This window comes from Streptomyces sp. NPDC059994, from assembly GCF_042737755.1.
GTDB lineage: Bacteria > Actinomycetota > Actinomycetes > Streptomycetales > Streptomycetaceae > Streptomyces.
The window spans coordinates 39,024-63,351 of record NZ_JBHWUR010000017.1 but is presented as its reverse complement, the minus strand read 5'-3'; the positions used below and the strand labels follow the sequence as shown (position 1 = coordinate 63,351).

Annotated in this window: 21 protein-coding genes; 11 read left to right on the top strand and 10 right to left on the bottom strand. The window is 72.6% G+C overall.

All coding sequences use genetic code 11. The features are described 5' to 3' along the window. Window positions 1–40 precede the first annotated feature (40 nt). Window positions 41–1,192, bottom strand: coding sequence for an acyl-CoA dehydrogenase family protein (locus ACFWA7_RS12155; RefSeq protein ID WP_385535584.1), 1,152 nt, complete (start codon window positions 1,190–1,192; stop codon window positions 41–43). A gap of 149 nt (window positions 1,193–1,341) precedes the next feature. On the opposite strand from ACFWA7_RS12155, the gene ACFWA7_RS12150 reads away from it, so the two are divergent. The 3 genes from ACFWA7_RS12150 to ACFWA7_RS12140 all read left to right on the top strand — a co-directional run bounded on the left by ACFWA7_RS12150 (window position 1,342) and on the right by ACFWA7_RS12140 (window position 3,838). After that, window positions 1,342–2,028: a TetR/AcrR family transcriptional regulator gene (locus ACFWA7_RS12150; RefSeq protein WP_385535586.1), complete on the top strand. Its 687-nt coding sequence runs from the start codon at window positions 1,342–1,344 to the stop codon at window positions 2,026–2,028. Window positions 2,029–2,046: 18 nt separating this feature from the next. After that, the gene (locus ACFWA7_RS12145; protein WP_385535588.1) at window positions 2,047–2,742 is read left to right on the top strand and encodes an ArsR/SmtB family transcription factor; all 696 of its coding nucleotides are present in this window, start codon (window positions 2,047–2,049) and stop codon (window positions 2,740–2,742) included. Between the two features lie 76 nt (window positions 2,743–2,818). Then, window positions 2,819–3,838, top strand: coding sequence for a DMT family transporter (locus tag ACFWA7_RS12140; protein WP_385822627.1), 1,020 nt, complete (start codon window positions 2,819–2,821; stop codon window positions 3,836–3,838). Here the strand turns inward: ACFWA7_RS12140 and ACFWA7_RS12135 are convergent. The 7 genes from ACFWA7_RS12135 to ACFWA7_RS12105 form a co-directional block, all read right to left on the bottom strand. Continuing rightward, complete coding sequence (locus ACFWA7_RS12135) at window positions 3,835–4,914, bottom strand: Zn-dependent alcohol dehydrogenase (protein WP_385822625.1); 1,080 nt, start codon at window positions 4,912–4,914, stop codon at window positions 3,835–3,837. The two genes, ACFWA7_RS12140 and ACFWA7_RS12135, sit on opposite strands and share 4 nt — an antisense overlap. A gap of 65 nt (window positions 4,915–4,979) precedes the next feature. Next, window positions 4,980–6,374 (bottom strand): aldehyde dehydrogenase family protein, encoded by a 1,395-nt coding sequence (locus ACFWA7_RS12130; protein ID WP_385535592.1) that lies wholly within the window; start codon window positions 6,372–6,374, stop codon window positions 4,980–4,982. 112 nt (window positions 6,375–6,486) lie between these two features. Continuing rightward, complete coding sequence (locus tag ACFWA7_RS12125; protein ID WP_385535596.1) at window positions 6,487–7,263, bottom strand: class F sortase; 777 nt, start codon at window positions 7,261–7,263, stop codon at window positions 6,487–6,489. Next, window positions 7,250–7,897 (bottom strand): hypothetical protein, encoded by a 648-nt coding sequence (locus tag ACFWA7_RS12120; protein ID WP_385535598.1) that lies wholly within the window; start codon window positions 7,895–7,897, stop codon window positions 7,250–7,252. Before ACFWA7_RS12120 ends, ACFWA7_RS12125 begins: the two co-directional genes overlap by 14 nt. A gap of 157 nt (window positions 7,898–8,054) precedes the next feature. Continuing rightward, window positions 8,055–9,434 (bottom strand): CitMHS family transporter, encoded by a 1,380-nt coding sequence (locus ACFWA7_RS12115; protein ID WP_385822670.1) that lies wholly within the window; start codon window positions 9,432–9,434, stop codon window positions 8,055–8,057. 122 nt (window positions 9,435–9,556) lie between these two features. Beyond that, the gene (locus tag ACFWA7_RS12110) at window positions 9,557–11,776 is read right to left on the bottom strand and encodes a molybdopterin oxidoreductase family protein (protein WP_385822622.1); all 2,220 of its coding nucleotides are present in this window, start codon (window positions 11,774–11,776) and stop codon (window positions 9,557–9,559) included. Between the two features lie 188 nt (window positions 11,777–11,964). Continuing rightward, entirely contained in the window at window positions 11,965–12,579 is a 615-nt protein-coding gene (locus tag ACFWA7_RS12105; protein ID WP_385535602.1) for a TetR family transcriptional regulator, read from the bottom strand. Between the two features lie 97 nt (window positions 12,580–12,676). On the opposite strand from ACFWA7_RS12105, the gene hmgA reads away from it, so the two are divergent. The 4 genes from hmgA (at window position 12,677) to ACFWA7_RS12085 (ending at window position 18,248) form a co-directional block, all read left to right on the top strand. Next, entirely contained in the window at window positions 12,677–13,996 is a 1,320-nt protein-coding gene (gene hmgA, locus ACFWA7_RS12100) for a homogentisate 1,2-dioxygenase (protein WP_385535604.1), read from the top strand. 352 nt (window positions 13,997–14,348) lie between these two features. After that, window positions 14,349–15,131: a GntR family transcriptional regulator gene (locus tag ACFWA7_RS12095; protein ID WP_385535606.1), complete on the top strand. Its 783-nt coding sequence runs from the start codon at window positions 14,349–14,351 to the stop codon at window positions 15,129–15,131. Window positions 15,132–15,708: 577 nt separating this feature from the next. Next, entirely contained in the window at window positions 15,709–16,863 is a 1,155-nt protein-coding gene (locus ACFWA7_RS12090; RefSeq protein ID WP_385822668.1) for a type ISP restriction/modification enzyme, read from the top strand. A gap of 167 nt (window positions 16,864–17,030) precedes the next feature. Further along, complete coding sequence (locus tag ACFWA7_RS12085) at window positions 17,031–18,248, top strand: CaiB/BaiF CoA transferase family protein (protein ID WP_385822620.1); 1,218 nt, start codon at window positions 17,031–17,033, stop codon at window positions 18,246–18,248. A gap of 18 nt (window positions 18,249–18,266) precedes the next feature. Here ACFWA7_RS12085 and ACFWA7_RS12080 read toward each other — a convergent pair whose 3' ends face one another. Further along, a complete protein-coding gene (locus ACFWA7_RS12080; RefSeq protein WP_358837533.1) occupies window positions 18,267–18,530 on the bottom strand; it encodes a hypothetical protein in 264 nt (87 codons plus the stop codon). A 257-nt stretch (window positions 18,531–18,787) separates the two neighbouring features. Between ACFWA7_RS12080 and ACFWA7_RS12075 the strand changes: the two genes are divergently transcribed. Further along, complete coding sequence (locus ACFWA7_RS12075; protein WP_385822618.1) at window positions 18,788–20,440, top strand: serine/threonine-protein kinase; 1,653 nt, start codon at window positions 18,788–18,790, stop codon at window positions 20,438–20,440. 17 nt (window positions 20,441–20,457) lie between these two features. Here the strand turns inward: ACFWA7_RS12075 and ACFWA7_RS12070 are convergent, their stop codons facing one another. Then, the gene (locus ACFWA7_RS12070; RefSeq protein WP_385822616.1) at window positions 20,458–21,267 is read right to left on the bottom strand and encodes an SGNH/GDSL hydrolase family protein; all 810 of its coding nucleotides are present in this window, start codon (window positions 21,265–21,267) and stop codon (window positions 20,458–20,460) included. A gap of 235 nt (window positions 21,268–21,502) precedes the next feature. Here ACFWA7_RS12070 and ACFWA7_RS12065 point away from each other — a divergent pair, with 235 nt between their 5' ends. The 3 genes from ACFWA7_RS12065 to ACFWA7_RS12055 all read left to right on the top strand — a co-directional run bounded on the left by ACFWA7_RS12065 (window position 21,503) and on the right by ACFWA7_RS12055 (window position 24,309). Further along, a complete protein-coding gene (locus ACFWA7_RS12065; RefSeq protein WP_385822614.1) occupies window positions 21,503–21,931 on the top strand; it encodes a hypothetical protein in 429 nt (142 codons plus the stop codon). Between the two features lie 351 nt (window positions 21,932–22,282). Further along, window positions 22,283–23,176, top strand: a complete 894-nt coding sequence (locus tag ACFWA7_RS12060; protein ID WP_385535616.1) for a glycosyltransferase family 2 protein — start codon at window positions 22,283–22,285, stop codon at window positions 23,174–23,176. After that, a complete protein-coding gene (locus ACFWA7_RS12055) occupies window positions 23,173–24,309 on the top strand; it encodes a glycosyltransferase family 2 protein (RefSeq protein ID WP_385822612.1) in 1,137 nt (378 codons plus the stop codon). The genes ACFWA7_RS12060 and ACFWA7_RS12055 overlap by 4 nt, the downstream gene beginning before the upstream one ends. Window positions 24,310–24,328: the final 19 nt, after the last annotated feature.

Below are 24,328 nucleotides of genomic sequence, written 5' to 3'. Positions count from 1 at the left end.
TGTGGCCGGGGCCACATCCGCTCGCGTACTCAGGTCGTACTCAGAACGCCGAGACTCCCGTCTCCGCCCGGCCGATGATCAGCTTCTGGATCTGGCTGGTGCCCTCGTAGAGCGTCATCACGCGCGCGTCGCGGAGCAGCTTGCCGACCGGGTACTCGTCGATGTAGCCGTAACCGCCGTACACCTGAAGGGCGTTGCCGGCCGCGCGCACCGCGGCCTCGGAGGCGAACAGCTTCGCCTTGGAGGCGGCGGTGGCGAACTCCTCGCCCCGGTCGATGAGATCGGCGACCCGCCAGGTCAGCAGCCGGGCCGCGTCCACGTCCACGGAGATGTCGCTGATCAGCTCCTGGACCAGCTGGTGGTGCGCGATGGTCCGGCCGAACTGCTCGCGCTGCCCGGCGTACGCGACCGCCGCGTCCAGGGCCGCCCGCGCGATGCCGACACAGCCCGCCGCCACCGACATCCGCCCCTTGGCCAGCGCGGACATGGCGATCGAGAAGCCCTTGCCCTCCGGCCCGAGCAGCGCGTCGGCGGGGACGCGCACGTCCTGGAGGACCACCTCGGCGGTCGCCTGGCCGCGCAGGCCGAGCTTGCCGTGGATGGGGCGGCGGGAGAGACCGGGGGTGTCGGCCGGCACCAGGAAGGCGGAGACGCCCCGGTGTCCGGGGGTGTCGTTGGTGCGGGCGAAGAGCAGCACCACATCGGCCCAGGTGCCGTTGGTGATGAACATCTTGGAGCCGTTGATGACGTAGTCGCCGCCGTCGCGGACCGCCCGGGTGGCGAGGTTCCCGGCGTCGGAGCCGGTGCCGGGCTCGGTCAGACCGAAGCAGCCGAGCGCCTCGCCGGAGGCCAGGCGCGGCAGCCAGGCCCGCTTCTGCTCCTCGCTGCCCCAGTGCGCGAGCGTCTTGGCGACGAGGCCGAGCGAGACGGAGACGATGCCGCGCACCGACGAGTCGCCGCGCCCCAGCTCCTCGGTCACCAGGCAGTACGCGAGGTGGTCGCCGCCGGAGCCGCCGTACTCCTCGGGGATGGTGAGCCCGAGGAACCCGAGCGCGCCCAGCTTCTTCACGATCGACCTGTCGACGTTCTCGGCGCGGTCCCAGGCGACGGCGTACGGAGTGACCTCGCGGGCGGTGAAGTCCTCGGCGAGCCGCCGTACCGCGGCCTGCTCCTCGCTCAGCTCCAGGTTCATGCCGGCAGCTCCAGGTTCATGTCGCTCGCACCCGGGTAGTCCGGTCGGGCGGCCGGCCCGGGGTCGCTCGCACCCCGGGTTGTCCGGTCGGGCGGCCGGCCCGGTCTCCATTTAATTACCACTGCTAGTTTTCCGTACGCAGGCCTACTATGTGCCGCATGGCCCGACCGCGCAAGCCCCTCCTCAGCCACGACCGCATCGTCGCCGCGGCTAGCGCGCTCGTGGACGCCGAGGGGCTCGCGGCCGTCTCGACCCGCCGCCTCGCCGCCGAGCTGGGCGTCAGCGGGCCCTCCCTCTACAACCACTTCCGCACCAAGGACGAGATCCTGGAGGCGGTGGCGGACGCGACCTCCGCGCAGGTCGACCTGTCGATGTTCGAGGCGGGCGACGCCCGGGGCTGGCGCACCGCGCTGCACGACTGGGCCGTCGCCTACCGAGCGGTCCTCACCCGCCACCCCAACATCGTCCCGGTGCTGGCCCAGGGCCCCGGCCGCCGCCCGGCGGGCCTGCGGCTCGCGGACGCGGTGTTCGGCGCGATGGTCGCGGCGGGCTGGCCGCCCGCGCAGGCCACCCGCATCGGCGCGCTGATGCGGTACTTCATCATGGGCTCGGCCCTGGGCTCCTTCGCCCGCGGCTTCGTGGACGACGAGACGGCGTACGACCCGGCCGACTACCCCCACCTCGGCCAGGCGCATCTGCTGGCCGAGCGGCAGGAGGAGATCGACGAGGGCGCGTTCGGGACGGGGCTGCGGGCGCTCCTGGACGGGCTCCAGACGCAGTACGACGCACAGCCCCGCCGGTCCGCCGTCCACGGTTCGGCCCCCGCCGAAGGGTGACGGCGGCATCCTGGAGACATGACAACCACAAGGGGATCCGGACTGGCCGCGTTCGCCGCGCTGCTCGCCGACGAGACCCGGGCGGCCTTCTGTCTGGCACTCCTCGACGGGCGGGCCTGGACGGCCGGCGAGCTGGCGCGGTACGCGAAGGTCGCCCCTTCCACGGCCAGTGAGCACCTGGGCAAGCTGGTGGCGGGCGGACTGCTCTCCGAGGAGCGGCAGGGGCGGCACCGGTACGTACGCCTGGCCGACGCCGGGGTCGCCCACCTCGTCGAGGAGCTGGCGGCCCGTACGGCGCCCGCCCGGCCGCGCGACCTCCGGACCGCGTCCGCGGGCAGCGCGATGGCCCGCGGGCGCACCTGCTACGACCATCTCGCCGGCCGCCTCGGCATGACCATCACGGACGCGATGACCGTACGGGGGCTGCTCACCCAGGACGCCGGGTTCGCGCTGACGCGCGAAGGGGTGGGCTGGTACGAGGAGTTGGGGCTCGCCCTCGACCGCAAGGGCAAGCGCCCGCTGGTGCGCTCGTGCCTGGACTGGACCGAGCGCCGCCCCCATCTGGCCGGGGTGGCCGGAGCCGTGCTGTGCGCGCACGCGCTGGACGCCGGGTGGTGCGTACGGATCGGCTCCGAGCGGGCGGTCCGGGTGACGCCTGCGGGCGAGGAGGCCCTGTCCGAGCTGCTCGGGATCGAGAAGGCGAGCCTGCGGTGAGCGGCGTCCGGGGCGACGGAGGGCGGCGCCGAACAATTCGGTGAGCGCCGAACAGTTGTGGCCGTACCGTCGGCGTATGACGAACTCCTCGCACACCGGGCGCCGTTCGGAACGGCTCGCCCTCGCCGCCGCCGGGGTCTCCGTGGTGCTGTGGGCCTCGGCCTTCGTGTCGATCCGCAGCGCCGGTGACGCCTACTCCCCGGGGGCGCTCGCCCTGGGCCGGCTGCTCGCGGGCACCGCCGTGCTCGCCGTGCTCCTCCTCGCCCGGCGCGAGGGCCTCCCGCCGCGCGCCGCCTGGCGGGGCATAGCCGTCTCCGGGCTGCTGTGGTTCGGCCTCTACATGGTGGTGCTCAACTGGGGCGAACAGCAGGTCGACGCGGGGACGGCCGCCATGGTCGTCAACATCGGCCCGATCCTCATCGCGCTGCTCGGCGCCCGGTTCCTCGGGGAACGGCTGCCGCCCCGGCTGGTGGCGGGCATGGGCGTCTCGTTCGCGGGCGCGGTGGCCGTCGGTCTGTCGATGTCCGGCGACGGCGGCGCCAATGTGCTCGGGGTGGTGCTGTGCATGCTCGCGGCGGTGACGTACGCGGCCGGTGTCGTGGCGCAGAAGCCCGCACTCGCCCACGCCAGCGCCCTCCAAGTGACCTTCTTCGGCTGTCTGGTGGGGGCCGTGGTCTGTCTCCCGTTCAGCGCGCAGCTGGTGTCGGACGCCGCCGACGCGCCGCTCACGGCGACGCTGAACATGGTCTATCTGGGGGTCTTCCCGACCGCGCTCGCCTTCACGACCTGGGCGTACGCCCTGGCCCGTTCGACGGCGGGCCGCCTCGGCGCGACCACCTATGTGGTGCCCGCGCTGGTGGTGCTGATGTCCTGGCTGGTCCTCGACGAGGTCCCGGCGTGGCTCACCCTGGTCGGCGGCGCCCTCTGCCTCGCGGGCGTGGCGGTCTCGCGCTCCCGCCCCCGGCGCCGCACCGGGCGTACGGAACGCTCCCGCGGGTACCGTGCTTCGTCTGCGGACCGTGGCTGGCTGGTCGCGCAGTTCCCCGCGCCCCTGAAGGGGCGCGAGGCTGCGCCGGACCTCGACAAGGCCCCCTAGAACACCACCAGCGCCCGGCCGCCCTTGCCCGCGAGCATGTTGTCGAACGCGGCCGGGATCCCGTCGAGCCCGATCCGCTCCGACACCATCGCGCCCAGGTCGAGACGCCCGGCCCGGACGTGGCCGGCGAGGACCGGCAGGTCGCGCGCCGGGTCGCTGTTGCCGTAGACGCAGCCCGAGAGCGTACGGCCCCAGTGGAAGATCTCCAGGGCGTTGAAGGAGACCTGCTGGTCCTTGCCGCCGATGCCGACGACCGTGGTGCGCCCGCCGCGCCGGGTGGACTCCCAGGCGGTACGGATGGTCACCGCGCGGCCGACGCACTCCACGGCCACGTCCACCCCGTGGCCGCCGGTCAGCTTGCGGACGTCCTTGGCGGTCGTCTCCGAGGCGAGGACGAAGTCGGTGGCGCCCGCCCGCCGCGCCAGCTCCTCCTTGGCCGGGGAGACGTCGACCGCCACGATCCTGGCGGCGCCCGCGATCCGGGCCGACTGGATCGTGGCCAGGCCCACGCCGCCGACGCCGAACACCGCGACCGTCTCGCCCTCGCGCACCTTGGCCGAGTGGTGGATCGCGCCGTATCCGGTGAGGACCGCGCAGCCGAGCAGGGCGGCCTCGGTGAGCGGGATGCCCTCGGGCAGCGGCAGCAGACAGTTCTCGGCCACCACCGTCTCCTCGGCGAACGCGGCGACGTTGAGACCGGGGTGGAGCTCGGTCCCGGCGGAGGTGCGCGCGTACACCGCACCCGCGCCCGTCAGCGCGTTCACGCAGAGCCAGACCTCGCCGAGCGAGCAGGGGTGGCAACTGCCGCACGAAGGCGCCCAGTTGAGGACCACGCCGTCGCCGGGCGCCACCGAGGTGACCCCCTCGCCGACGGAGACGACCGTGCCCGCACCCTCGTGGCCGAGGACGGCGGGGACCGGCACGCGCATGGTGCCGTTGGTGAGCGACAGGTCGGAGTGGCAGACCCCGGCGGCGGCGAGGCGGACCCGCACCTGGCCGGGGCCGGGCTCGGGGAGTTCTATCTCGGTGACCTCCAGCGGGGAGCCGACGGAGGGAAGGACTGCGGCGCGGACCACGATGCTGCTCCCGGATTCAGAAGTACGGAAGTTCAGAAGTGCGGAAGCTCAGAAGTGCTGAGACGTCAGAACTGGAGGGACTTGGTCTGGAGGTACTCGGTCAGGCCGTGCGGGCCGAGCTCGCGGCCGACGCCCGACTGCTTGTACCCGCCGAACGGGGCCAGCGGATTGAACCGGCCGCCGTTGATGTCGACCTGCCCGGTGTCCATCCGCCGGGCGAAGGCGACCGCCTCGGCCTCGTCCCCGGCCCAGACCGCGCCCGCCAGCCCGTACACCGTGCCGTTGGCGATCCGCAGCGCGTCATCCTCGTCCTCGTACCGGATGAGCGAGACGACCGGGCCGAAGATCTCCTCCTGGGCGATGGTCATACCGGGTGCGACGTCGGCGAAAACGGTCGGTGCCACGTAGTACCCCTGCTCCAGCGGGGCCTCGGCGCCGCCCGCGACGAGTCGGGCGCCCTCCTCGACGCCCTTCGCGATGTACCCGCGCACCCGCTCCCGCTGCTTGGCGCTGACCAGCGGGCCGACGCGGTCGCCCGCCGGGTACTTGGCGACGGCGGCCCTGGCGAGCTCGACCGCCTCCTCGTACCGGTCGGTGTGGACCAGCATCCGCGTCCAGGCGCTGCACGTCTGACCCGCGTTGCTCATCACGTTGGCGATGCCGACGGCGACCGCCTTGGCCAGGTCGGCGGAGGGCAGGATGACGTTGGCGGACTTGCCGCCCAGCTCCAGGGCGACGCGCTTGACGGCCGCACCCGCCGTGGCGCCGATCTGCCGGCCCACGGCCGTCGAGCCGGTGAAGGAGACGAGGTCGACTCCGTCGTGCTCGGCGAGCGCCTGGCCCGCGACCGGGCCGAGTCCGGTGACCAGGTTGAACACCCCTGCGGGCAGCCCGGCTTCGTGTACCGCCCCGGCGAAGAGCCGTGCGGTGAGCGGGGTGTCCTCGGCGGGCTTGAGCACGACCGTGCAGCCCGCCGCGAGGGCGGGGGCCACCTTGGCGACGATCTGGTGCAGCGGGTAGTTCCATGGCGTGATCGCGCCGACCACGCCGACCGGCTCGTGGAAGACCGTGGAGTTCCCTATCCGCTCCTCGAAGCCGTACGAGGCGGCGAGTTCGGCGTACGAACCGGCGACCGCGATCGGCAGGCCGACGTGCACCTGCTGGGCGAACTGCTCGGGCGCGCCGAGCTCGGCGGTCACGGTCGCGGCGATCTCGTCCTTGCGGGCGGCGAGCCGGTCCCGCAGGGCGGCGATCAGGGCGGCGCGCCCGGCGGGCGGGGTCGCGGCCCAGCCCGGCAGCGCCGCGCGGGCCGCGCGCACCGCCGCGTCGACGTCCTCGGCGGTGCCCGCCGGGACGTGGGCGATGACCTGCTCGTCCGCCGGGTTCACCACGGCGATCGTGTCGCCGCCCGCAGCGGGCGTCCACCGGCCGCCTATGTACATCCCGTCGTGGGCGTTCATCGCGCTCCTCCTGAGCCTGGGGTCCTGCGTCTGGGTCCGGGGACCCAAACTAGCGCCGGTAGTTTTCCGGCACCAGGGGCCGCCCGGCCAGTCCCCGGGCGTCAGGAGGAGGTTATGCGGTCCGGCCCGGGCCCCGGACGGCGGTCAGATGGGCGAAGACGACGACGTTGCTCTCATAGCCCTTCTTGCGGTCGAACCTGCCGCCGCAGGTGATCAGCCGCAGCTCCGGCCGGTTCCGCGGGCCGTACACCTCCTCGTTGGGAAAGTGCGCCTTGTCGTACTTGCGGACCGCGTCCACCGTGTACACCGCGGTCCGGCCGTCGGCGCGCCGGGCCTCGACGAGCCTGCCGGGCCGCAGCACCGAGAGGTTGGCGAAGACGGCCGCCCCGGTGCGGGTGTCGCGGTGGCCGACGGCGACGGCGGTGCCGGTCTCGCCCGGGGTGGGCCCGCCCTGGAACCAGCCGACCAGCTTGGGGTTGTCGACCGGCGGGGTGGCCAGGCGCCGCCCCTGGTCGAGCCCGAGGCCGATGACCGGCGCCTTCAGGCTCAGATACGGGATGGCGAGACCGGTCGCCCTGGACGGCGGCAGCGGCCGGGGCGGGCGGGCGGTCGCCGTGGGCCCGGTGAGCCTGCCGGGCCCGGCCGGGGCCGGTGGCCTGGCGCCCGGCGGCCCCGGGGCCTGCTTGTCCCCGTCGGCCCCGGTGGGGGCCGAGGGCGTCGCCGCGCCCCCGGCCCCCACGGCGCCCATGGCGACCGGTGCGACCGACCCGTCGTCCTGGGCCCACCAGACGCCGCCGACGACCAGGGTCGCGGTTAGCGCCGCCGTCCGCGTCAGCCGGTAGGCGCGGGTGCGATGGAAGGGCCTGGGGGAACCTCTACGCGGCGCCATGGCGGCGGCGGCGCAGCCGTCGGACGAAGAGCACCCCGGAGATCCCGACCAGGCCGAGGGCCGCGATGCCCGCGGCCGGCGAGACGCCGTCGGTGAAGCCGTCGGTGCCGGCCAGCCCGCCGCCGCCGGCGTTCGGCCCGCCGTGGGGGCCGCCGCTGCCGCCGGTCGAGCCGCCGGTCGCACCGCCCGAGCTGGTGCCGACGGGGGCGCAGTCGACCTTGAAGACCTTGTGCTTGCCCGCGCCGTTGCCGCCGACGATGTTCCAGGTGAGCTTGTACTGCCCGTCCGGGAGAGTGAGCGGCACGGTGTGGCCGGCGCCGGTGGGGAGGGCGATGGTGCCGCTGAGGGTCGCGCCGCCCGCCCTGAGGGGCTGCGTCTGGATGGACCAGCTGATGTTCTGGCCCGTGTCGAAGTTGAACCCGTCGAGGTAGAACCCGCAGACCTTGGGCTCGTTGCGCTGGTCGGTGAACGGGGTGCCCAGGTTGTGGATCTTCACGTCGCCGTTGTCGCCGGGGGCGGCGTGTGCGGCGGGCGCCCCGGCCAGGGCGGCTCCCGTGAGCCCGAGGGCGAGGGCCGCGGCGGCGGTGACGGCAGGGCGGCGGACGGTGGGACGCGGGGGTGAGGTGGCAGGCATGCGCTTTCCTTTGAGTCAGATTGTCATATAAATCGACCTTTCATCTGACTCTCTTTCACACCCGCACGGCGAAACGGCGGAGCGGCGCCGGACGGGCCGTTGGATATCGCCCGTCCGGCGCAGCGCGCCGGTGTCCGCGCCCTGTGTCCCGGCCGCCTCAGATGATCCCGAAGAGGATGCCCGCGCCGAGGACCACCAGCGAGGTGAGCGCCGCCCACTTCACCGTGAACCGGGTGTGGTCGCCGAACTCGACCTTGGCCATGCCCACCAGGACGTACACGGCGGGAACGAGCGGGCTCGACATGTGCAGCGCCTGTCCGGCCAGCGAGGCGCGGGCGATCTCCACGGAGGAGACGCCGTGCGCGGCACCGGCCTCCGCGAGGACCGGCAGGACGCCGAAGTAGAAGCCGTCGTTGGACATGAAGTACGTGAGCGGCAGGCTCAGGACGCCGGTGACGAGCGCCATGTGCGGGCCCATGCCGTCGGGGACGGCGCCGACCAGCCAGTCCGCCATGTGCTTGACCATGCCGGTGCCGTTGAGGACACCGGTGAAGACGGCCGCGGCGAAGACCATGCCCGCCACGTTGACGACATTGTCGGAGTGGGCGGCGACCCGGGCCTTCTGGTCCGGCATGTGCGGGAAGTTGACGGTGAGCGCGAGCGCCGCGCCCAGCAGGAACAGCACCGGGATCGGCAGCCACTCCATGATCATGGCGGTGAGCAGCACCACGGTGAGGGCCGCGTTGAACCAGTACAGCTTGGGGCGCAGGGTCGCGCGCTTCGGGTCGAGCCCCTGGAATTCGGGCGCCTCGGGCAGATCCTGGTCCGACCCGCCGCCCGCGTTCGGGCGCGGCGGCTCGGAGCCGCCCGCCGCCACCAGTACCGTCTCGCTCTCCGGCTCCAGGACCTCGTCCAGCGTGAGGTAGCCGAGCCGCCTGCGCTCGCGGCGGCCGAGGACGTACGCGAGGACGAAGACCGCCACCAGGCCGACCGCGAGCGCAGGGATCATCGGGACGAAGATGTCGGACGCGTCGAGCTTGAGGGCGGTGGCGGCGCGGGCGGTCGGGCCGCCCCAGGGCAGGGTGTTCATCACGCCGTTGGCGGTGGCGGCGACTCCGGTCATCACCACGAGGCTCATCTTCAGCCGCTTGTAGAGCGGATACATCGCGGAGACCGTGATCATGAAGGTGGTCGAGCCGTCGCCGTCGAGCGAGACGATCGCGGCGAGCACCGCCGTACCGACGACCACCCGCACCGGGTCGGCCTTGCAGAACCGCAGGATGCCCCGGACGATCGGATCGAAGAGGCCGACGTCGATCATCACGCCGAAATAGATGATCGCGAACATCAGCATCGCGGCGGTCGGCGCCAGCTTGCCCACGCCGTCGACCACGTAGTCGCCGAGATGGGCGCCCTTGCCCACGAAGACGCAGAAGAGGGCGGGGATCAGAACCAGCGCCGCGATGGGCGACAGCTTCTTCAGCATGATCAGAACCAGGAAGGTCGCGATCATGGTGAAGCCGAGGACGGTCAGCATGGAGGACACCTAACGTTCACCCTTGAACTCCCACCAGGGGGCTGGCGGTGGGATGACGTTAGGTCGGCCCTTCCGGCGTTAACAAGATGTTGACACGTGAGCAATACGAGCAAAACCCCAGGTCAACGAAGTGCGACCAGTTCGACCGGGAAACCGTTGAGCACCGCCGTCCCCGACAGCGGGTCCAGGCGCGAGCCGTCGAGCAGCTGGTTGACGTTGACCCCGGGCTGCCCCGCGGCGACCCCGAGCCGGGTCCCGGGGCGGTTGTGCCCCCACCCGTGCGGAAGGCTGACCACACCCGTACGGACGGAGTCGGTGATCTCCACGGGCGCCGCCACCTCGCCGCCGTCCGCCTTGACGCGTACGGGATCGCCGTCGCGCAGACCGAGGCGCGCCGCGTCCTCGGGGTGTACCTGGAGGGTGCAGCGATTGGAACCGCCGTTCAGGGACGGGATGTTGTGCAGCCAGCTGTTGTTGGAGCGCAGATGGCGCCGGCCGACCAGGACGAGCCCGTCCGGGCGGGCGCCGAGGGCCGCGCGCAGCCGGGGCAGATCGCCGGCGACCGGTGCGGGCAGCAGCTCGATCCGCCCGCTGCGGGTCCGCAGCACCTGCGGCAGCCGGGGCTCCAGGGGGCCGAGGTCGATACCGTGCGGATGGGCGAGGACCCGCTCCAGGCTGAGGCCGTCCGGGGCGGCGCCGAAGCCGTCGCCGTAGGGGCCGAGCCGCAGCATCATGTCGAGCCGCCGCTCGGGACCGTTCTCCCCGGTCAGCGCTGCGGCGAGCTCCTTCGGATCGCGTCCGTGCACGGCCGAGTGCGGGTCGGCCACGGCCTTGCCCAGCGTACGGTCGACGACCATCGCGTCCACGGCGTCCGCCGGGGCGCCGTGCATACCGGTCGCCGCGAGGACGAGCCGGGCGTGGATCTCGCACTCGTCCAGCCTGTCCTCGGCGAGCGGTACGGCGGGCCGGGTGTAGCGGACCTGGTTGCGCACGGCGAGCGCGTTGAAGGCGAAGTCGAAGTGGGCGCTCTGCGAGGGCGGCGGCGGGGGCAGTACGACGTCGGCGTGGCGCGAGGTCTCGTTGAGGTACGGGTCGACGCTGACCATGAAGTCGAGCCCGGCCAGGGCGCGGTCGAGCCGGTCGCCGTCGGGGGCGGAGAGCACCGGGTTGGCGGCACAGACGATCAGCGCCCGGACCTTCCCCTCGCCCGGCGTCTCGATCTCCTCGGCGAGCGCGGCCGCCGGCAGCTCGGACTTGGCCTCCGGGTGGCCGCCGACCCGGCTGCGCCAGCGGCCGATCTCGAACCCCTTGCCGGGCCCGGCCGGACGCGGGGCGCGGTCGGTGGCGGAGAGCGGGAACAGCGCGCCGCCGGGCCGGTCCAGATTGCCGGTGAGGATGTTGAGGACGTCGACGAGCCAGCTGGCGAGGGTGCCGTGCTCCACCGTGCAGCTGCCGATGCGGCCGTAGACGGCGGCGGTGGGCGCGGCCGCGAGCTCCCGGGCGAGGACGCGGATCTCGTCCGGGTCGAGGTCGCAGGCCGCCCCGGCCGCCCCGGGGGTGAACTCCCGTACGGCCTCCTGGACTTCGGCCAGCCCCTCCACCCGGTCCGCGAGCTCCCCGAGCGAGGTCAGCTCCTCCTCGAAGAGGACATGGGCGAGCGCGGCGAGCAGCAGCGCGTCGGTACCGGGCCGCGGGGCCAGATGCCGGTCGGCCAGCTTGGCGGTACGGGTGCGGCGCGGGTCGACGACCGTGAGGGTGCCACCGCGCCGGCGCAGCGCCTTGAGCTTGCCGGGGAAGTCGGGCGCGGTGCACAGGCTCCCGTTGGACTCCAGGGGGTTGGCGCCGAGCAGCAGCAGATGGTCCGTGCGGTCGAGGTCCGGCACCGGGATGGCGAACGGGTCGCCGAAGAGCAGCCCGCTGGAGACGTGCTTGGGCATCTGGTCGAGGGTGCTGGCGGTGAAGAGGCTGCGGGTGTGCAGCCCGCCGAGCAGTACGGGCGGGTAGAGGGCCCCGGCCATGGTGTGGACGTTGGGGTTGCCGAGCACGACCCCGACGGCGTCGGCGCCGTACGTCTCGACCACCGGCCGCAGCCGCGCGGCGACCAGGTCGAACGCCTCGTCCCAAGTCGCCTGCTCCAGCCTGCCGCCGCGGCGGACCAGGGGCGCGGTGAGCCGGTCGGGGTCACTGTCGACCTCGCCGAAGGAGGCGCCCTTGGGGCAGATGAACCCCTGGCTGAACACATCGTCCCGGTCGCCGCGGGCACCGGTGACCCGGGTCCCCTCGACGGTCAGGGTCAGCCCGCAAGTGGCTTCGCAGAGGGGGCAGATGCGGAGTGCGGACATGGGGGGTCCTCCCCGGGGGCGGCGGGTGGTGACGCGCGGGCGGTTTTGAGCATACCGACCGGTAGGCATGGTGGCGAGGGCTGAGGAGCACCGGGGTGCTCGGGAGCACCGGGGTGCTCGGGAGCACCGGGGACTGGGAAACCCCGAGGGCCGAGGAGGACCGTTGCCGCCGCGCCGTGGCCGAGGGCTCAGCCCAGGGTCCTGGCCAGATACGCGTGCAGCAGCGCCCGGGTCTCGGACACGATGCCCGGGTCCCCGTCCGGGTCGGTGCGGAAGGCGAGCCGCAGCAGGGCGTCCGCCGCCTCCACCGCGACCAGGATGGTCCGGCGCAGCTCGGCGTCGGGGGCGCGGCCGAACTGGGCCGGAAGCAGCTCGGCGAGCCGGTCGGCCAGGAGGTGGTTGGCGTCGGTGGCGGGGTCGACGACCGGCTGCGGGCCGCCGAAGTCGACCAGGTTGAACCCGGGCACGGTCTTCTTCAGGACCAGGTACTCGTCGAGCACCGCGTCGATCGCCCCGCGCCAGTCTTCGGCCTCGATCGTGACGAGCCGGGCACCGACGATCTCCGCGAACCGGTCCAGATTGCGGGCGGCGAGCGCCTCCGCGAGCGCCCGCTTGTTGCTGAAGAAGCGGTAGACCGAGCCGATGGGCACCCCGGCCCGCTGGGCGACGGCCCGGGTCGAGAGCTCGTCGTAACCGGTCTCGTCCAGGAGCTCGGCGCAGGCGTCCAGGATGCGGCTGAGGCGCTCGGCGCTGCGCTGCTGCACCGGTGCGCGGCGGAGGTTCGCATGGGGCACGGGCCCCATCATGCCGCTCCCGGCCGGTTTTGCCGTTGACGCGGTCGCATCTGAATCCTACGGTGACCCATAGGATTGCAGGATTCTTCGGCGGCGGGAGCGGTAGATGACGACCAGCAGCGAGCAGGCCAGGAAGACGGCGGAGGCGCTGACGTACTCTCCCGGGTTCGGCAACGAGCACAGCTCGGAGGCGGTTCCCGGCGCCCTGCCGCATGGCCGGAACTCGCCGCAGCGCGCCCCCCTCGGGCTCTACGCGGAGCAGCTGAGCGGCTCCGCGTTCACCGAGCCGAGGGCGCACAACCGCCGCTCCTGGCTGTACCGGATCACGCCGTCGGCCGCGCACCCCGCCTTCGTCCGCACCGACAACGGCCGGCTGCGCAGCGCGCCCTTCACCGAGGCCGTGCCCGACCCCAACCGGCTGCGCTGGAACCCGCTGCCCGAGCCGGAGCAGGGCACGGACTGGCTGGCGGGCCTGTGGACGCTGGGCGGCAACGGCGACGCCACCCAGCGCACCGGCATGGCGGTGCACCTCTACCACGCCAACGCCCCCATGGACCGGGTCTTCAGCGACGCGGACGGCGAGCTGCTGATCGTCCCCGAGCACGGCGGACTGCTGCTGCGCACCGAGTTCGGCCTGCTCGCGGCCCGCCCCGGCGAGGTCGCACTGATCCCGCGCGGCGTGCGCTTCCGGGTCGAGCTCCTTGACGAGACGGCCCGCGGTTACGTGTGCGAGAACTACGGCCAGCCGTTCCAGCTCCCCGACCTCGGCCCGATCGGCGCCAACGGCCTCGCCAACGCCCGCGACTTCCTGGCGCCGGTCGCGGCGTACGAGGAGGTCGAGGGCCCGGTGGAGGTGGTGAACAAGTTCTGCGGCAACCTCTGGTCGGCGCGGTACGACCACTCCCCGCTGGACGTGGTCGCGTGGCACGGCAACCACGTCCCGTACGTGTACGACCTGCGCCGCTTCAACGTCATCGGCACGATCTCGTACGACCACCCGGACCCGTCGATCTTCACGGTCCTCACCTCCCCGTCGGACACCCCCGGCCTCGCGGGCGTCGACTTCGTCGTCTTCGCGCCGCGCTGGCTGGTGGGCGAGGACACGTTCCGGCCGCCGTACTTCCACCGGAACGTGATGAGCGAGTACATGGGCCTGATCGAGGGCGCCTACGACGCCAAGGCGGAGGGGTTCGTGCCCGGCGGCGGCTCGCTGCACAACATGATGTCGGCGCACGGCCCCGACCGGGAGACGTTCGACAAGGCGAGCGCGGCGGAACTGAAGCCGCAGAAGATCGACGACGGCCTCGCGTTCATGTTCGAGACCCGGTGGCCGGTGACGGCGACGGAACAGGCGGCGTCGGCGGAGCATCTGCAGCGGGGGTACGACGAGGTGTGGCGGGGGCTGGAGCGCCACTTCCGCGCGTGATGCGGGGGGGGGCGGGGCTCGGCTCGCTTGCCGGGCGGGGTGCTGCCGGGTCGGGCTCGCCTGCCGGGGCGGGTGCTGCCGGGCCCGGCGACGCTTGCCCGGGCAGGTGCTGCCGGACTCGGATCGCCTACCGGCGCGGGTGCTGCCGAGCCCGGCGCCGCTTGCCCGGGCAGGTGCTGCCGGACTCGGATCGCCTACCGGCGCGGGTGCTGCCGGTTGCGCCCGGCCTGCTCCCCCGGCCGGTGCTGCCGGGCCCCGCTCGCTCGTCCGGACCGGGCTGCGCCGGCCCCCCGGCCTCCCGGATCCTGATCAGTACCTTCCGCTTCGCCCCAGAGCCTGATACGGAATCCCCGTGACCTCCTCGACCCCCTCCCCCACTCCCCCGGCCTCCTCCTTCGCTCCCGACTCGCTGGTCCTCAACCGCAAGCTGCCGCTCTGGTACCAGGTCTCGCAGTCCCTGCGCGCGTCGATACTCGGCCGCACCCCGGACGCCTCGCTGCGGCTGCCCACCGAGGAGCGGCTGGCCGCGCACTACGGGGTGAGCGTGCTGACCATGCGGCAGGCGCTGAAGGAGCTGGAGGAGGAAGGGCTGATCACCCGGCACCGGCGGCGCGGCACGTTCATCGAGCCGGCCGCGCGGCGCGGGGCGCCGGTGCGGCTGCTCGGCTCGATCGACGCGATCGTGGCGCAGCAGTCGGGCGAGCCGACGACGGTGCTCGGGCACGGGCCGGAACCGGTGCCGGGGGAACTCGCGGAGTACTTCCCCGACTGCGCGTCGGTCGTCTCCTACCGGCGCCTGCGGCGGGACGGGGAGAGCGGGGAGCCCACCAACTGGGCGGAGAACGCCGTACGTCCGGAGCTCGCGGCCGGGATCGACGTGTCCGACCTCGAACGGTGGCCCATGACGAAGGTGCTGCGGGACACGGTGGGGGTGCGGATCAGCCGGATCACGGACACGGTGGAGGCTCGGCTGGCGGATCCGGTGACGGCGGAACTCCTTGAGGTGCCGCTGCTGTCGCCGATCCTGCACTACACGGGGGTGACGTACGACGCGGCGGGCCGGGTGGTGGACGTCGCCCGCATCCGGTACCGGGGGGACCGGTTCTCGTTCTCGGTGACGGTGGAGGCCCGTTGATCTGTCCCCCACCCCGCCCCTTCCCGAGGTGACATGCGCGGCTCCGCCGCGTGGCCTCCGGGGGTGGGTGGGGGTGAAGGTGGTTGTCCCGGGGACTCCGCCCCCGGACCCCCGGGACGGGCCCGCGGCCCCGGCACCCCGCTTTCGGGGCCCGCCCCGGCCCCCGGCACGAGGGTGGGCCGGTTACCTGGGCTGCGCCCCGTGCCCGTTCGTCTGCGGGCCGTATGTGGCTGGTCGCGCCCACGCGGCGGCGCCGCACATGTCACAGCCCCCCGCTCCAGAAGGGGCGGGAGCTTCGCTCCCTGCCCCCCGGCTCCTCAAGCGCCGGAGGGCTGAAATGTGGCCGGGCCCCCTTCGGCCTGCCTTGAGGGGCGCGGGGAACTGCGCGACCAGCCCCCGCCGAACCCGCGGACGAACCGAGGGGGTCCGGGGGCAGCGCCCCCGGGAAGCGAGCCTCAACCCCCCACCCGGCCGCCCGCCCAGGGCTTGAGGGAACGGGCGGGTGGGGGCACAACCACCCGTCGGACGCCTAGCATTGCCCCCCGTGAGTGACGACCTGCAGCCGCTCGACGCCCTGATGCCGTGGTCCGTGGCGCCCCTACGCCCGGGACGAACCTGGGTCACCGCCCCCGACGACCGCACGCTCAGAACCCGCTGGAACGCCCTCGTCCAAGCAGACAGCACCACCCGCGAACACCTCTTCCGCCCCACCCGCACCCGCACCCTCCACACCCGCGTCGCCGCCCTCCCCCTCCGCCCCACCAGCACCGCCCCCCTGGCCCTGGAGTCCGGCCCCTGCCCCACCCCCCTCCGCTTCACCCACGGCCCCTTCGACCAGCAGTGGCTGATACCCGATCACCGCCTCCTGGACGCCGCCCGCCCGGAGCTGTGGCGCGTCGCCGACGAGCGGCAGGTGTTCGTCGTGGAGCAGGGGTACCTGCCGAAGGCCGGCGGCCCCGCCCTCACCGTCTCCGCCCTGCTCCCCGACGGCCGCTCCCCCGCAGGCCGCCCGGGCCGGATCCGCCCCCTCTACCGCCGCCCGGGCGCCACAGAACCCAACCTCACCCCGGGCCTGCTCCCCTTCCTCGGCAAGGCGTACGGACACGACGTCACCCCCGAGGACCTGCTCGCCTGGATCGTGGCGGCCGCGCAGCCCTCGCCCGCCGGGTGCGTGCTGCCGCTCACCGCCGACCCGCTGCTCTGGGAGCGGGGCGTCGGGCTGGGGCACCGGATCGTCGAGCTGACCGTGCGCGGGGCGCGCGGTGGTGAGAAGCCCCGGCTGCCCGGCGGACGGCGGCCGTATGTACGGGCCGCGATCCCGGCCCGGCCTGACACCCTGCGGTACGACCCGGAGGACGAGAGCCTGTACCTCGGCGAGGGCCGGATCTCCCCCGTCCCGCCGGGCGCCTGGGAGTTCGAGGTGAGCGGCGTACGCGTACTGGAGCTGTGGTTCGAGCAGCGGACCGAGAGCGGCGAGCCCGGCACCCTGGAGGCCGTCCGGCCCGCCTCCTGGCCGCAGGAGTGGACCTCCGAGCTCCTTGAGCTCATCACCGTGCTGGCCCTGCTCGACGAACTGCGGCCGCGGCAGCGGGAGCTGGCCGACGGGCCCCGTCTCGCCCGGGACCGGCTCGTCGAGGCGCGTGTCCTGCCCGTACCACCGGCGGCCCGCCGCCCCGCCTCCGTACTCGACCATCACGAAGAGGGCCCGGACGGCCAGCTGGCCCTCCTCTGATCCACAAGCAGACCCGTGACAAAAGTGGTCCGGCCACGATAAGCACGGCCCCATGAGCACTCCGCAGCCCCTCCCCTCGACGGGATCACGGTCGTCGCCGTGGAACAGGCCGTCTCCGCCCCGTTCGCCCCCCTCCCCCAAGCTCTCAAGGAGCAGGGGGGACCCCCATGCTCGCCGATCTCGGCGCCCGGGTGATCAAGGTCGAGCGGCCCGACGGCGGCGACTTCGCCCGGCACTACGACACCGCCGCCCGTGGCCTCGCCTCGCACTTCGTCTGGTGCAACCGGGGCAAGGAGTCGATCGCCCTCGATCCGAAGGACCCGCGCGGGCTCGACGTCCTGCGGCGGCTGATCGCCGGGGCCGATGTGTTTGTGCAGAACCTGGCGCACGGGGCCGCGGCGAGGATGGGCCTGGACGCGGCCACGCTCTGCGCCGCCCACCCCCGGCTGGTCGCGGTCGACATATCGGGGTACGGGGCCGACGGGCCGTACGCGCACAAGCGGGCGTACGACATGCTCGTCCAGTACGAGGCCGGTCTGGTCTCCGTGACGGGGACGCCGGAGCAGCCCGTGAAGGCGGGGATCCCGGCCGCAGACATCGCCGCCGCCATGTACGCCTACTCGGGCGTTCTCGCGGCGCTGCTGCCCGGGGTACGACCGGCCGGGGCGGCCCGGTGGAGATCTCGATGCTGGAGTCGCTGGCGGAGTGGCTGGGGGCATCCCCTGCACCATGTGATGCACGGGGGGACGGAACCGGCGCGCACCGGGGTCGCGCACGCCGTCATCGCCCCGTACAACGCCTGTGCGACGGCGGACGGCCAGGTGCTGCTCTCCGTACAGAACGACCGCGAGTGGCGGAAGCTGACCGAACAGGTCCTGGGGCGACCGGAGTTGGCCGAAGATCCGGCGTACGCGACCAACACCGCACGGGCCGCGCACCGGGCGGAGACGGACAAGGCGGTCGGTGAGGCGCTGGCCGGGATGACCGCCGCCGAGGCGATCGGCGCCTGGAGGCCGCGGGCATCGCGTGCGCGCGGCTCAACACGGTCACGGAGGTCGCCGCGCATCCACAGCTCGCGGCGCGCGACCTTCCCCAAGCTCTGCGTGAGCAGGGGAGACCCCACTGCGGGAGGTGGACTCGGCGGTGGGGCCGCTGCGCGCGCCGCTGCCGCCGGTCGTTCTGCCGGGCGGCGCCGAGCCGAGGATGGGTGCGGTGCCGGCGCTGGGCGAGCACACCGAAGCGCTGCTGCGAGCCCTGGGGATGACAGAGGAGCTGACAGCAGCGCTGCGCCGGGACGGCGTGATCGCCTGAGTGTGGATCAGGAAGTCAATGAGTTCTCAGGACATCGGTTCCCCGGGACGCCGGTTTCTCGGGGGAGTCACTGATCGTGAGCTGTCGTGGCTTCAGCCGCGGCTACCGAAGAGCGAGCGGCGAAGGCGCCGCAGCGGGGCGAAGAGCGAGACGCGGGCGCTCTTGCTCCTCCGGCTGTGCGCGACGTCACGCGAGGTCAGTTCACGCATCAGCAAAGTCGCCTCGGCCGACTCCCGCAGCGGGACGGCGGGGCCGCCCAGCACCGAGAGATGGCGGTCGAGCCGCGAGCTGGTCGCACTGCTCCCGCAGGTGATGGCAGGTACTCGCGCCCTGCTGCGCACTGTTATCTGTTCCATGTCACTCCCCACCCATACGAGGGCACCCGGCCCCGGGCAGGGTAACCCTATCGCCCTCGCAACACACTCGTGTATCCCGGTGGTGGGATTCACCTCTCCCGGGAAGGGGTTGACACGAGGCGCCGATTACTCTCTGAATATGCCTGATTCCAGGGCGAGTTGGACAACGCGTCCGAGGGGGCCGCTACCGCGCTGACCTGAGCTAACGTGGAGAGGATCCGCCGTTGTGGTCGCGCCCTCGCCGAGGAGGCCCGCCAGTGAGCGAAGTGCCGGGCAGTGAAGAGCGCGTGATCGGGGGCCGCTACCGACTGCTGTCCCCGCTCGGCCGCGGCGGCATGGGCGAGGTGTGGCGGGCGCGCGACGAGGTGCTGGGGCGCGAGGTCGCGGTCAAGGAGGTCCGGGCGCCGGCCGGGCTGGATTCCCCCGACGAACAACGGCTGTACGCACGCCTGGAGCGGGAGGCGTGGGCCGCGGCCCGGATCTCGCACCGCAATGTGGTGACGGTCTACGACGTGGCGACCCACGACGGCCGCCCCTGGATCGTGATGGAACTGGTGCGCGGACTCTCACTCTCCGACGTACTGGAGGCGGACGGGCCGCTGTCCCCGCAGCGCGCCGGGCACATCGGCGCCGAGATCATGGCGGCCCTGCGCGCCGCGCACGACGCCGGGGTGCTGCACCGCGATGTGAAGCCCGCCAACGTGCTGCTCGCCAACGACGGCCGGGTGGTCCTCACCGACTTCGGGATCGCCATGGTGGCGGGCACCTCCACGCTCACCCTGACGGGCGAGGTGATCGGGTCGCCCGAATTCCTCTCCCCCGAACAGGCGTTGGGGCGCACGCCGGGGCCCGCGTCGGACCTGTGGTCACTGGGTGTGCTCCTGTACGCGGCCGTCGAGGGCAGCTCGCCGTTCCGCCAGGCGACCCCGCTCTCCACCCTGCGGGCCGTGGTCGACGAGGAGCTGCCGCCGCCGCGCCGGGCGGGCGCGCTCGCCCCGGTGATCGGGGGGCTGCTGCGCAAGGACCCGGCCGAGCGGCTGTCGCCGGAGGAGGCCGAGCACCAGCTGCGCGTGGTGGGCGCCGGTGGTGAGGTACGGGACGTTCCGCCGCCGCACCCCGGGGCGTACGGGCCGACGGTCACTTCTGGGACGCCGGGCCACGGCCGGACGCCGCCGCTGCCGCTCCCGGTGGCGCCGGGAGCGTACGGACCGCGGACCTCGGAGCCCTCGACGGGCCGCCAAAGGCAGGCGGGCGCCGTGCTGTTGGCCGGAGCCCTGATCCTGCTGCTCGCACTGGGCGGCCTCGCGTGGGCCCTGGCGCACAGCGGAGACGGCGCAGGAGGCGACAAAGACGCGGGCACACCCTCCGCACCGGGCCCGGTCTCGCACTCCACGCCGCACACCAGCAGCGCGGCCACCAGGAGCCACAGCGCCCCGAGCGCCACCACGGGCACCACCGGCACCCCCAGTTCCAGCCCAAGCAGCTCGTCGGCGCCCGCGCAGTCCGTGAAGGTCTCCCTCCAGAGTGTTCGCGGACGTTACGAGGGAACGTGCCCGCCGCCGGACGGTGCGGCTCCGGCCGTGGTCGCCACCTTCACCGTGGGCCGTACGCCGGTGGACGTCCAGTACCGCTGGGTGACGGCGGCCGGGGAGTCGTCCGACCCGGGCTGGAAGACGCTGAGCTTCGGGCCCGGTGACGCCAGGAGCAGACAGGTGCAGCACATCGAGTCGGGGTTCGAGGCCGGCGAGACGGTCCACAACGCGGTGCGGCTGGAGGTGCGCTCGCCGGTCGCGGCGAACTCCAACTCCGTTTCCTACGCGGTCACTTGTACGGAGAAGACCCCGACGGGCAGGGCCTCCTCCTCGTACACGGCGCCGGCGGGCGGTGGCTCGGGTTCACCCGCCGGCTGAGTGACGTCGGCCCGGGATCAGGCGACGCCCGCGAAGGTGGGCAGGTAGGCGCCGGACTGACCGGCGGCGGTCGGGTGGTAGGACTCGCCGATGTTGGTCCAGACGAGGCTGTTCAGCCAGGAGTTGCTGGAGCAGATCTCATGGTTGACGTAGGACGGGACGACCGAGGCGAAGGTGTAGCCGTGGTCGGCCGCGCGCTTGGCGGTGACGGTGTTCAGCTCGTCCGCCGCGCCGTTGATCGCCGCGCGCGAGGTGTCGCTCAGCCCGCCGAAGCAGCTGCCGCCGATCTTGTAGAAGTGCGGGTAGCCGATGACGACGACATGGGCGTTCGGCGCCTTGGCTCTGATCGCGCTGTAGACGGAGTCGAGCTTTCCGGGCAGGACGGTGTCGGCGTAGGTGCGCGCCTGGTTGATGCGGTTGATGCAGGTGGACTGCGAGTTCAGGACGCAGGTGGTCATGACGTCGGCGAAGCCCGCGTCATTGCCGCCGATGGTGATGGACACGAGGTCGGTGGAGGAGTTGAGCGGGCCGAGCTGCTTGGCGGTCACATCGTCGGTGACCGCGCCCGAACACGCGGTGAAGGCGAACGAGGCGGGGGCGTGGGACGCCGCCCAGAGGGACGGGTAGGCCTTGGGCGAGCGCTTGCAGGAGCCGCTGGAGCTGTCGTACGTACCGGTTCCCACTCCTGAGGAGTAGGAGTCGCCGAGCGCCACGTAGTCGGTGCCTGTGGCCTGGGTAGCGGCGTTGGCCACGCCTGCCCCGGTGAGGGCGAAGGCTGCGGCCAGGAAGATCGACGACGCATAGGCCGTCATACGGGAGAGCTTCATGTGGGGGCCTCCTAGTGCGGGATATCCGCCACAGATGTCGTACCAGCGAGTAGGGATCACCGGAAGTGGACATGCCAAGAACTTTCAGAAATCCGCTCCAACGGGGGAACCCCTGACCCTGAGTTTCCGTCAATTGACCTTCGCTGCACGGAAGTTCACCTGCACGCCCCTTGCCTTGACGGCCTCCTGGGGGTGCGCCACATTGAAACCTCGCTCACCCACACAGAGGATCAGAGTGGCCCGGACGGCATCGGCCCCACGGGGTCCGCGACATGACAGGCCATCGGTTCACGCGGACCTGACGGCGGTCGCGAGCGGCGCCGCGCTCGCCGTGTCCGGAGCCGGTGCCGTACTCGCGTACATTCCGCTGGATTCGCCGCTGCGCGCCCCGTTGGCGCTGTTCTTCTTGATCGCCGCGCCCGCCGAGGCGCTGTTTTTCTCCTTGCGCCGACTGGAACCGCTCACCCGCGCGGTGGCGTCGTTCTCCGGGGCGGTATTCATCGATCTGGTGATCGCCGAAATCACGGCGGCCGCCCATGTCCGGTCCGTACGTGGCGAGATCATGGCGGTCGCCTTGATCAGCTTTCTTCTTTTCCTGGCGGGAACAGGAGTAAATAACTCCACAAATGACCGGTCGAGAACGGTCAAAAACCCGAAAACGTGAGGCCACGCTCCAAGGTCTTGCCATACAGTCCCAATCATCAATACCGTCTTACATCCACCCGCATCGGTCCATCATGCAAAGCGGCTCCAGGGGAGGGCTCAAGCGTCGCGATGGTGTGCCGGGGCGGGGCGCGCTAGGGGGGTACCGTGCTCGGTCTTCGTGCGTCGTCGTCGACCGGTCGCGGGCCGCGCGGCCAGCAAAGCCAGCTCACCCACACAGCACGGAATGCAAGACCTTCATGGCGGAATGCCAGCCCGTCATGACCGGGGTGAGAACCCCCCTTTCGTAACCGGACACACTTCCGGACCGCCCGGGGGCGGGCGGTCCACCGGACGAGAGGGTCAGAGACTCGTGAGCTCTTTTGTGCGCCCGGACAGCCGGGAACAAGATCCATCGGCCGAATTGCCGGGCCGGGAGGCGGACGGCCCCGCGTTGATCGCGACGGCCGATGACTCCGCCGCCCGAATACCGGCCTTTTCCGCGCACTACCGCGCGGTCTCGCCGAATCTCGCGATCGCGCCGCCGGTCAGCGTCGTGATCCCCGCCATGAACGAGGCGGAAAACCTCCCGTACGTCTTCAGGACACTTCCGGACTGGATCCACGAAGTCGTCCTGGTCGACGGGAATTCCACCGACGACACCGTGCAGGTCGCCCGTGAACTGTGGCCCGACGTCAAGGTCGTCAAGCAGGTCGGAAAGGGCAAGGGAGACGCCCTCATCAGCGGATTCGCCGCCTGCACCGGCGACATCATCGTGATGGTCGACGCGGACGGCTCGGCCCACGGCGAGGAGATCGTCAGCTATGTGTCCGCCCTGGTCGGCGGCGCCGACTTCGCCAAGGGCTCCCGCTTCGCCAACTGCGGCGGCACGGACGACATGACACCCGTCCGCAAGCTCGGCAACTGGGCCCTGTGCGCCATCGTCAACCGCAAGTTCGGCGCCCGCTACACCGACCTCTGCTACGGCTACAACGCCTTCTGGAAGCACTGCCTCGACAAGATCGTCCTCGACTGCAGCGGCTTCGAGATAGAGACCCTGATCAACATCCGGATCGTCAAGGCCGGTCTGCGGGTCCAGGAGGTGCCCAGTCACGAGTACAACCGGATCCACGGCGTCTCCAACCTCAGCGCCGTGCGCGACGGCATCCGGGTGCTCAAGGTGATCCTCAGGGAGAAGGCCGTGCCCCGCAGCCACCGTCGGCCGCAGGTGACCGGCCTCAACGCCAGGCGAGGAGAAGCATCTTGACCGATCGTCAGACACGCGACTTCTCCGTGGTGATCTGCGTGTACACCGAGGACCGCTGGGAGGACATCCTCGCGGCGGTCGCCTCGGTGCGCCACCAGTCGCGGCCGGCCCTGGAGACCCTGCTGGTCGTGGACCACAACCCGGCGCTGCTCGAACGGCTGGGCGGGGAGTACAAGGAGTGCGCGGCGGACGGGGAGGTGCGGGTGCTCGCCAACGCGGGCCCCCGCGGCCTCTCGGCCGGCCGCAACACCGGGATCGCCGCGGCGCGGGGCGCGTTCGTGGCCTTCCTGGACGACGACGCCGTGGCCGAGCGCGACTGGCTGCGGCACTTCCACGAGGGATACGCCGACCCCCGGGTGATGGCGGTCGGCGGGCGCACCGAGCCCGCCTGGGCCTGCGGACGCCGGCCGGCCTGGTTCCCCGAGGAGTTCGACTGGGTGGTGGGCTGTACGTACCGGGGCCTGCCGCCCGGCCGGGTGCGGGTCCGCAACGTCCTGGGCGGCAACGCCTCCTTCCGGCGCACGGCGTTCGACGCGGCCGGGGGCTTCGCCACCGGCATCGGCCGCGACGGCGACAAACGGCCGCTGGGCTGCGAGGAGACGGAGCTCTGCATCCGGCTCTCACGGGCCCTGCCCGACGCGGTGCTCCTGATCGACGACCGCGCGGTGATCCACCACCGCGTCCCGCCCGCCCGCGAGCAGTTCGGCTACTTCCGCACGCGTACGTACGCCGAGGGCCTCTCCAAAGCGCTGGTCGCCCGGAGCGTGGGAGCCGGCAGGGGGCTGGAGTCGGAGCGCCGCTATACGACGAGGGTGCTTCCGGCCGGTGTCGTACGGGGGCTGCGCGACGCGCTGCTCGGACGGGCGGGCGGGGCGGGGCGCGCGGGCGCGATCGTGACGGGCGTCGCGGTGGCCGCGGCCGGCTATCTGCTGGGCAGCCTGCGGGCCCGCCGGGGCGCGACGGCCTTCGAGGTCGCCCCGATCGCGGCGACGGCGGAGGCCGGAACGCGGGCGGATGAACCGGCTGAAGCCGAGCGGGACGGGCGCGAGCCGGACCGGAGCAGAATTGGCGGAGCCGAGCCGGGCGCGGACAGGTCGGCCGGGAACGCCGGGAACGAGGAGGAGGCCGCGTGAGTGCGCCCGTGCCGATCCT

Excerpts from the sequence above, each read along its gene's own strand:
- ACFWA7_RS12155 (WP_385535584.1), bottom strand. The coding sequence starts at position 1,192 with ATGAACCTGGAGCTGAGCGAGGAGCAGGCCGCGGTACGGCGGCTCGCC.
- ACFWA7_RS12150 (WP_385535586.1), top strand. The coding sequence starts at position 1,342 with ATGTGCCGCATGGCCCGACCGCGCAAGCCCCTCCTCAGCCACGACCGC.
- ACFWA7_RS12145 (WP_385535588.1), top strand. The coding sequence starts at position 2,047 with ATGACAACCACAAGGGGATCCGGACTGGCCGCGTTCGCCGCGCTGCTC.
- ACFWA7_RS12140 (WP_385822627.1), top strand. The coding sequence starts at position 2,819 with ATGACGAACTCCTCGCACACCGGGCGCCGTTCGGAACGGCTCGCCCTC.
- ACFWA7_RS12130 (WP_385535592.1), bottom strand. The coding sequence starts at position 6,374 with ATGAACGCCCACGACGGGATGTACATAGGCGGCCGGTGGACGCCCGCT.
- ACFWA7_RS12125 (WP_385535596.1), bottom strand. The coding sequence starts at position 7,263 with ATGGCGCCGCGTAGAGGTTCCCCCAGGCCCTTCCATCGCACCCGCGCC.
- ACFWA7_RS12120 (WP_385535598.1), bottom strand. The coding sequence starts at position 7,897 with ATGCCTGCCACCTCACCCCCGCGTCCCACCGTCCGCCGCCCTGCCGTC.
- ACFWA7_RS12115 (WP_385822670.1), bottom strand. The coding sequence starts at position 9,434 with ATGCTGACCGTCCTCGGCTTCACCATGATCGCGACCTTCCTGGTTCTG.
- ACFWA7_RS12110 (WP_385822622.1), bottom strand. The coding sequence starts at position 11,776 with ATGTCCGCACTCCGCATCTGCCCCCTCTGCGAAGCCACTTGCGGGCTG.
- ACFWA7_RS12105 (WP_385535602.1), bottom strand. The coding sequence starts at position 12,579 with ATGGGGCCCGTGCCCCATGCGAACCTCCGCCGCGCACCGGTGCAGCAG.
- hmgA (WP_385535604.1), top strand. The coding sequence starts at position 12,677 with ATGACGACCAGCAGCGAGCAGGCCAGGAAGACGGCGGAGGCGCTGACG.
- ACFWA7_RS12090 (WP_385822668.1), top strand. The coding sequence starts at position 15,709 with ATGCCGTGGTCCGTGGCGCCCCTACGCCCGGGACGAACCTGGGTCACC.
- ACFWA7_RS12085 (WP_385822620.1), top strand. The coding sequence starts at position 17,031 with ATGCTCGCCGATCTCGGCGCCCGGGTGATCAAGGTCGAGCGGCCCGAC.
- ACFWA7_RS12080 (WP_358837533.1), bottom strand. The coding sequence starts at position 18,530 with ATGGAACAGATAACAGTGCGCAGCAGGGCGCGAGTACCTGCCATCACC.
- ACFWA7_RS12070 (WP_385822616.1), bottom strand. The coding sequence starts at position 21,267 with ATGAAGCTCTCCCGTATGACGGCCTATGCGTCGTCGATCTTCCTGGCC.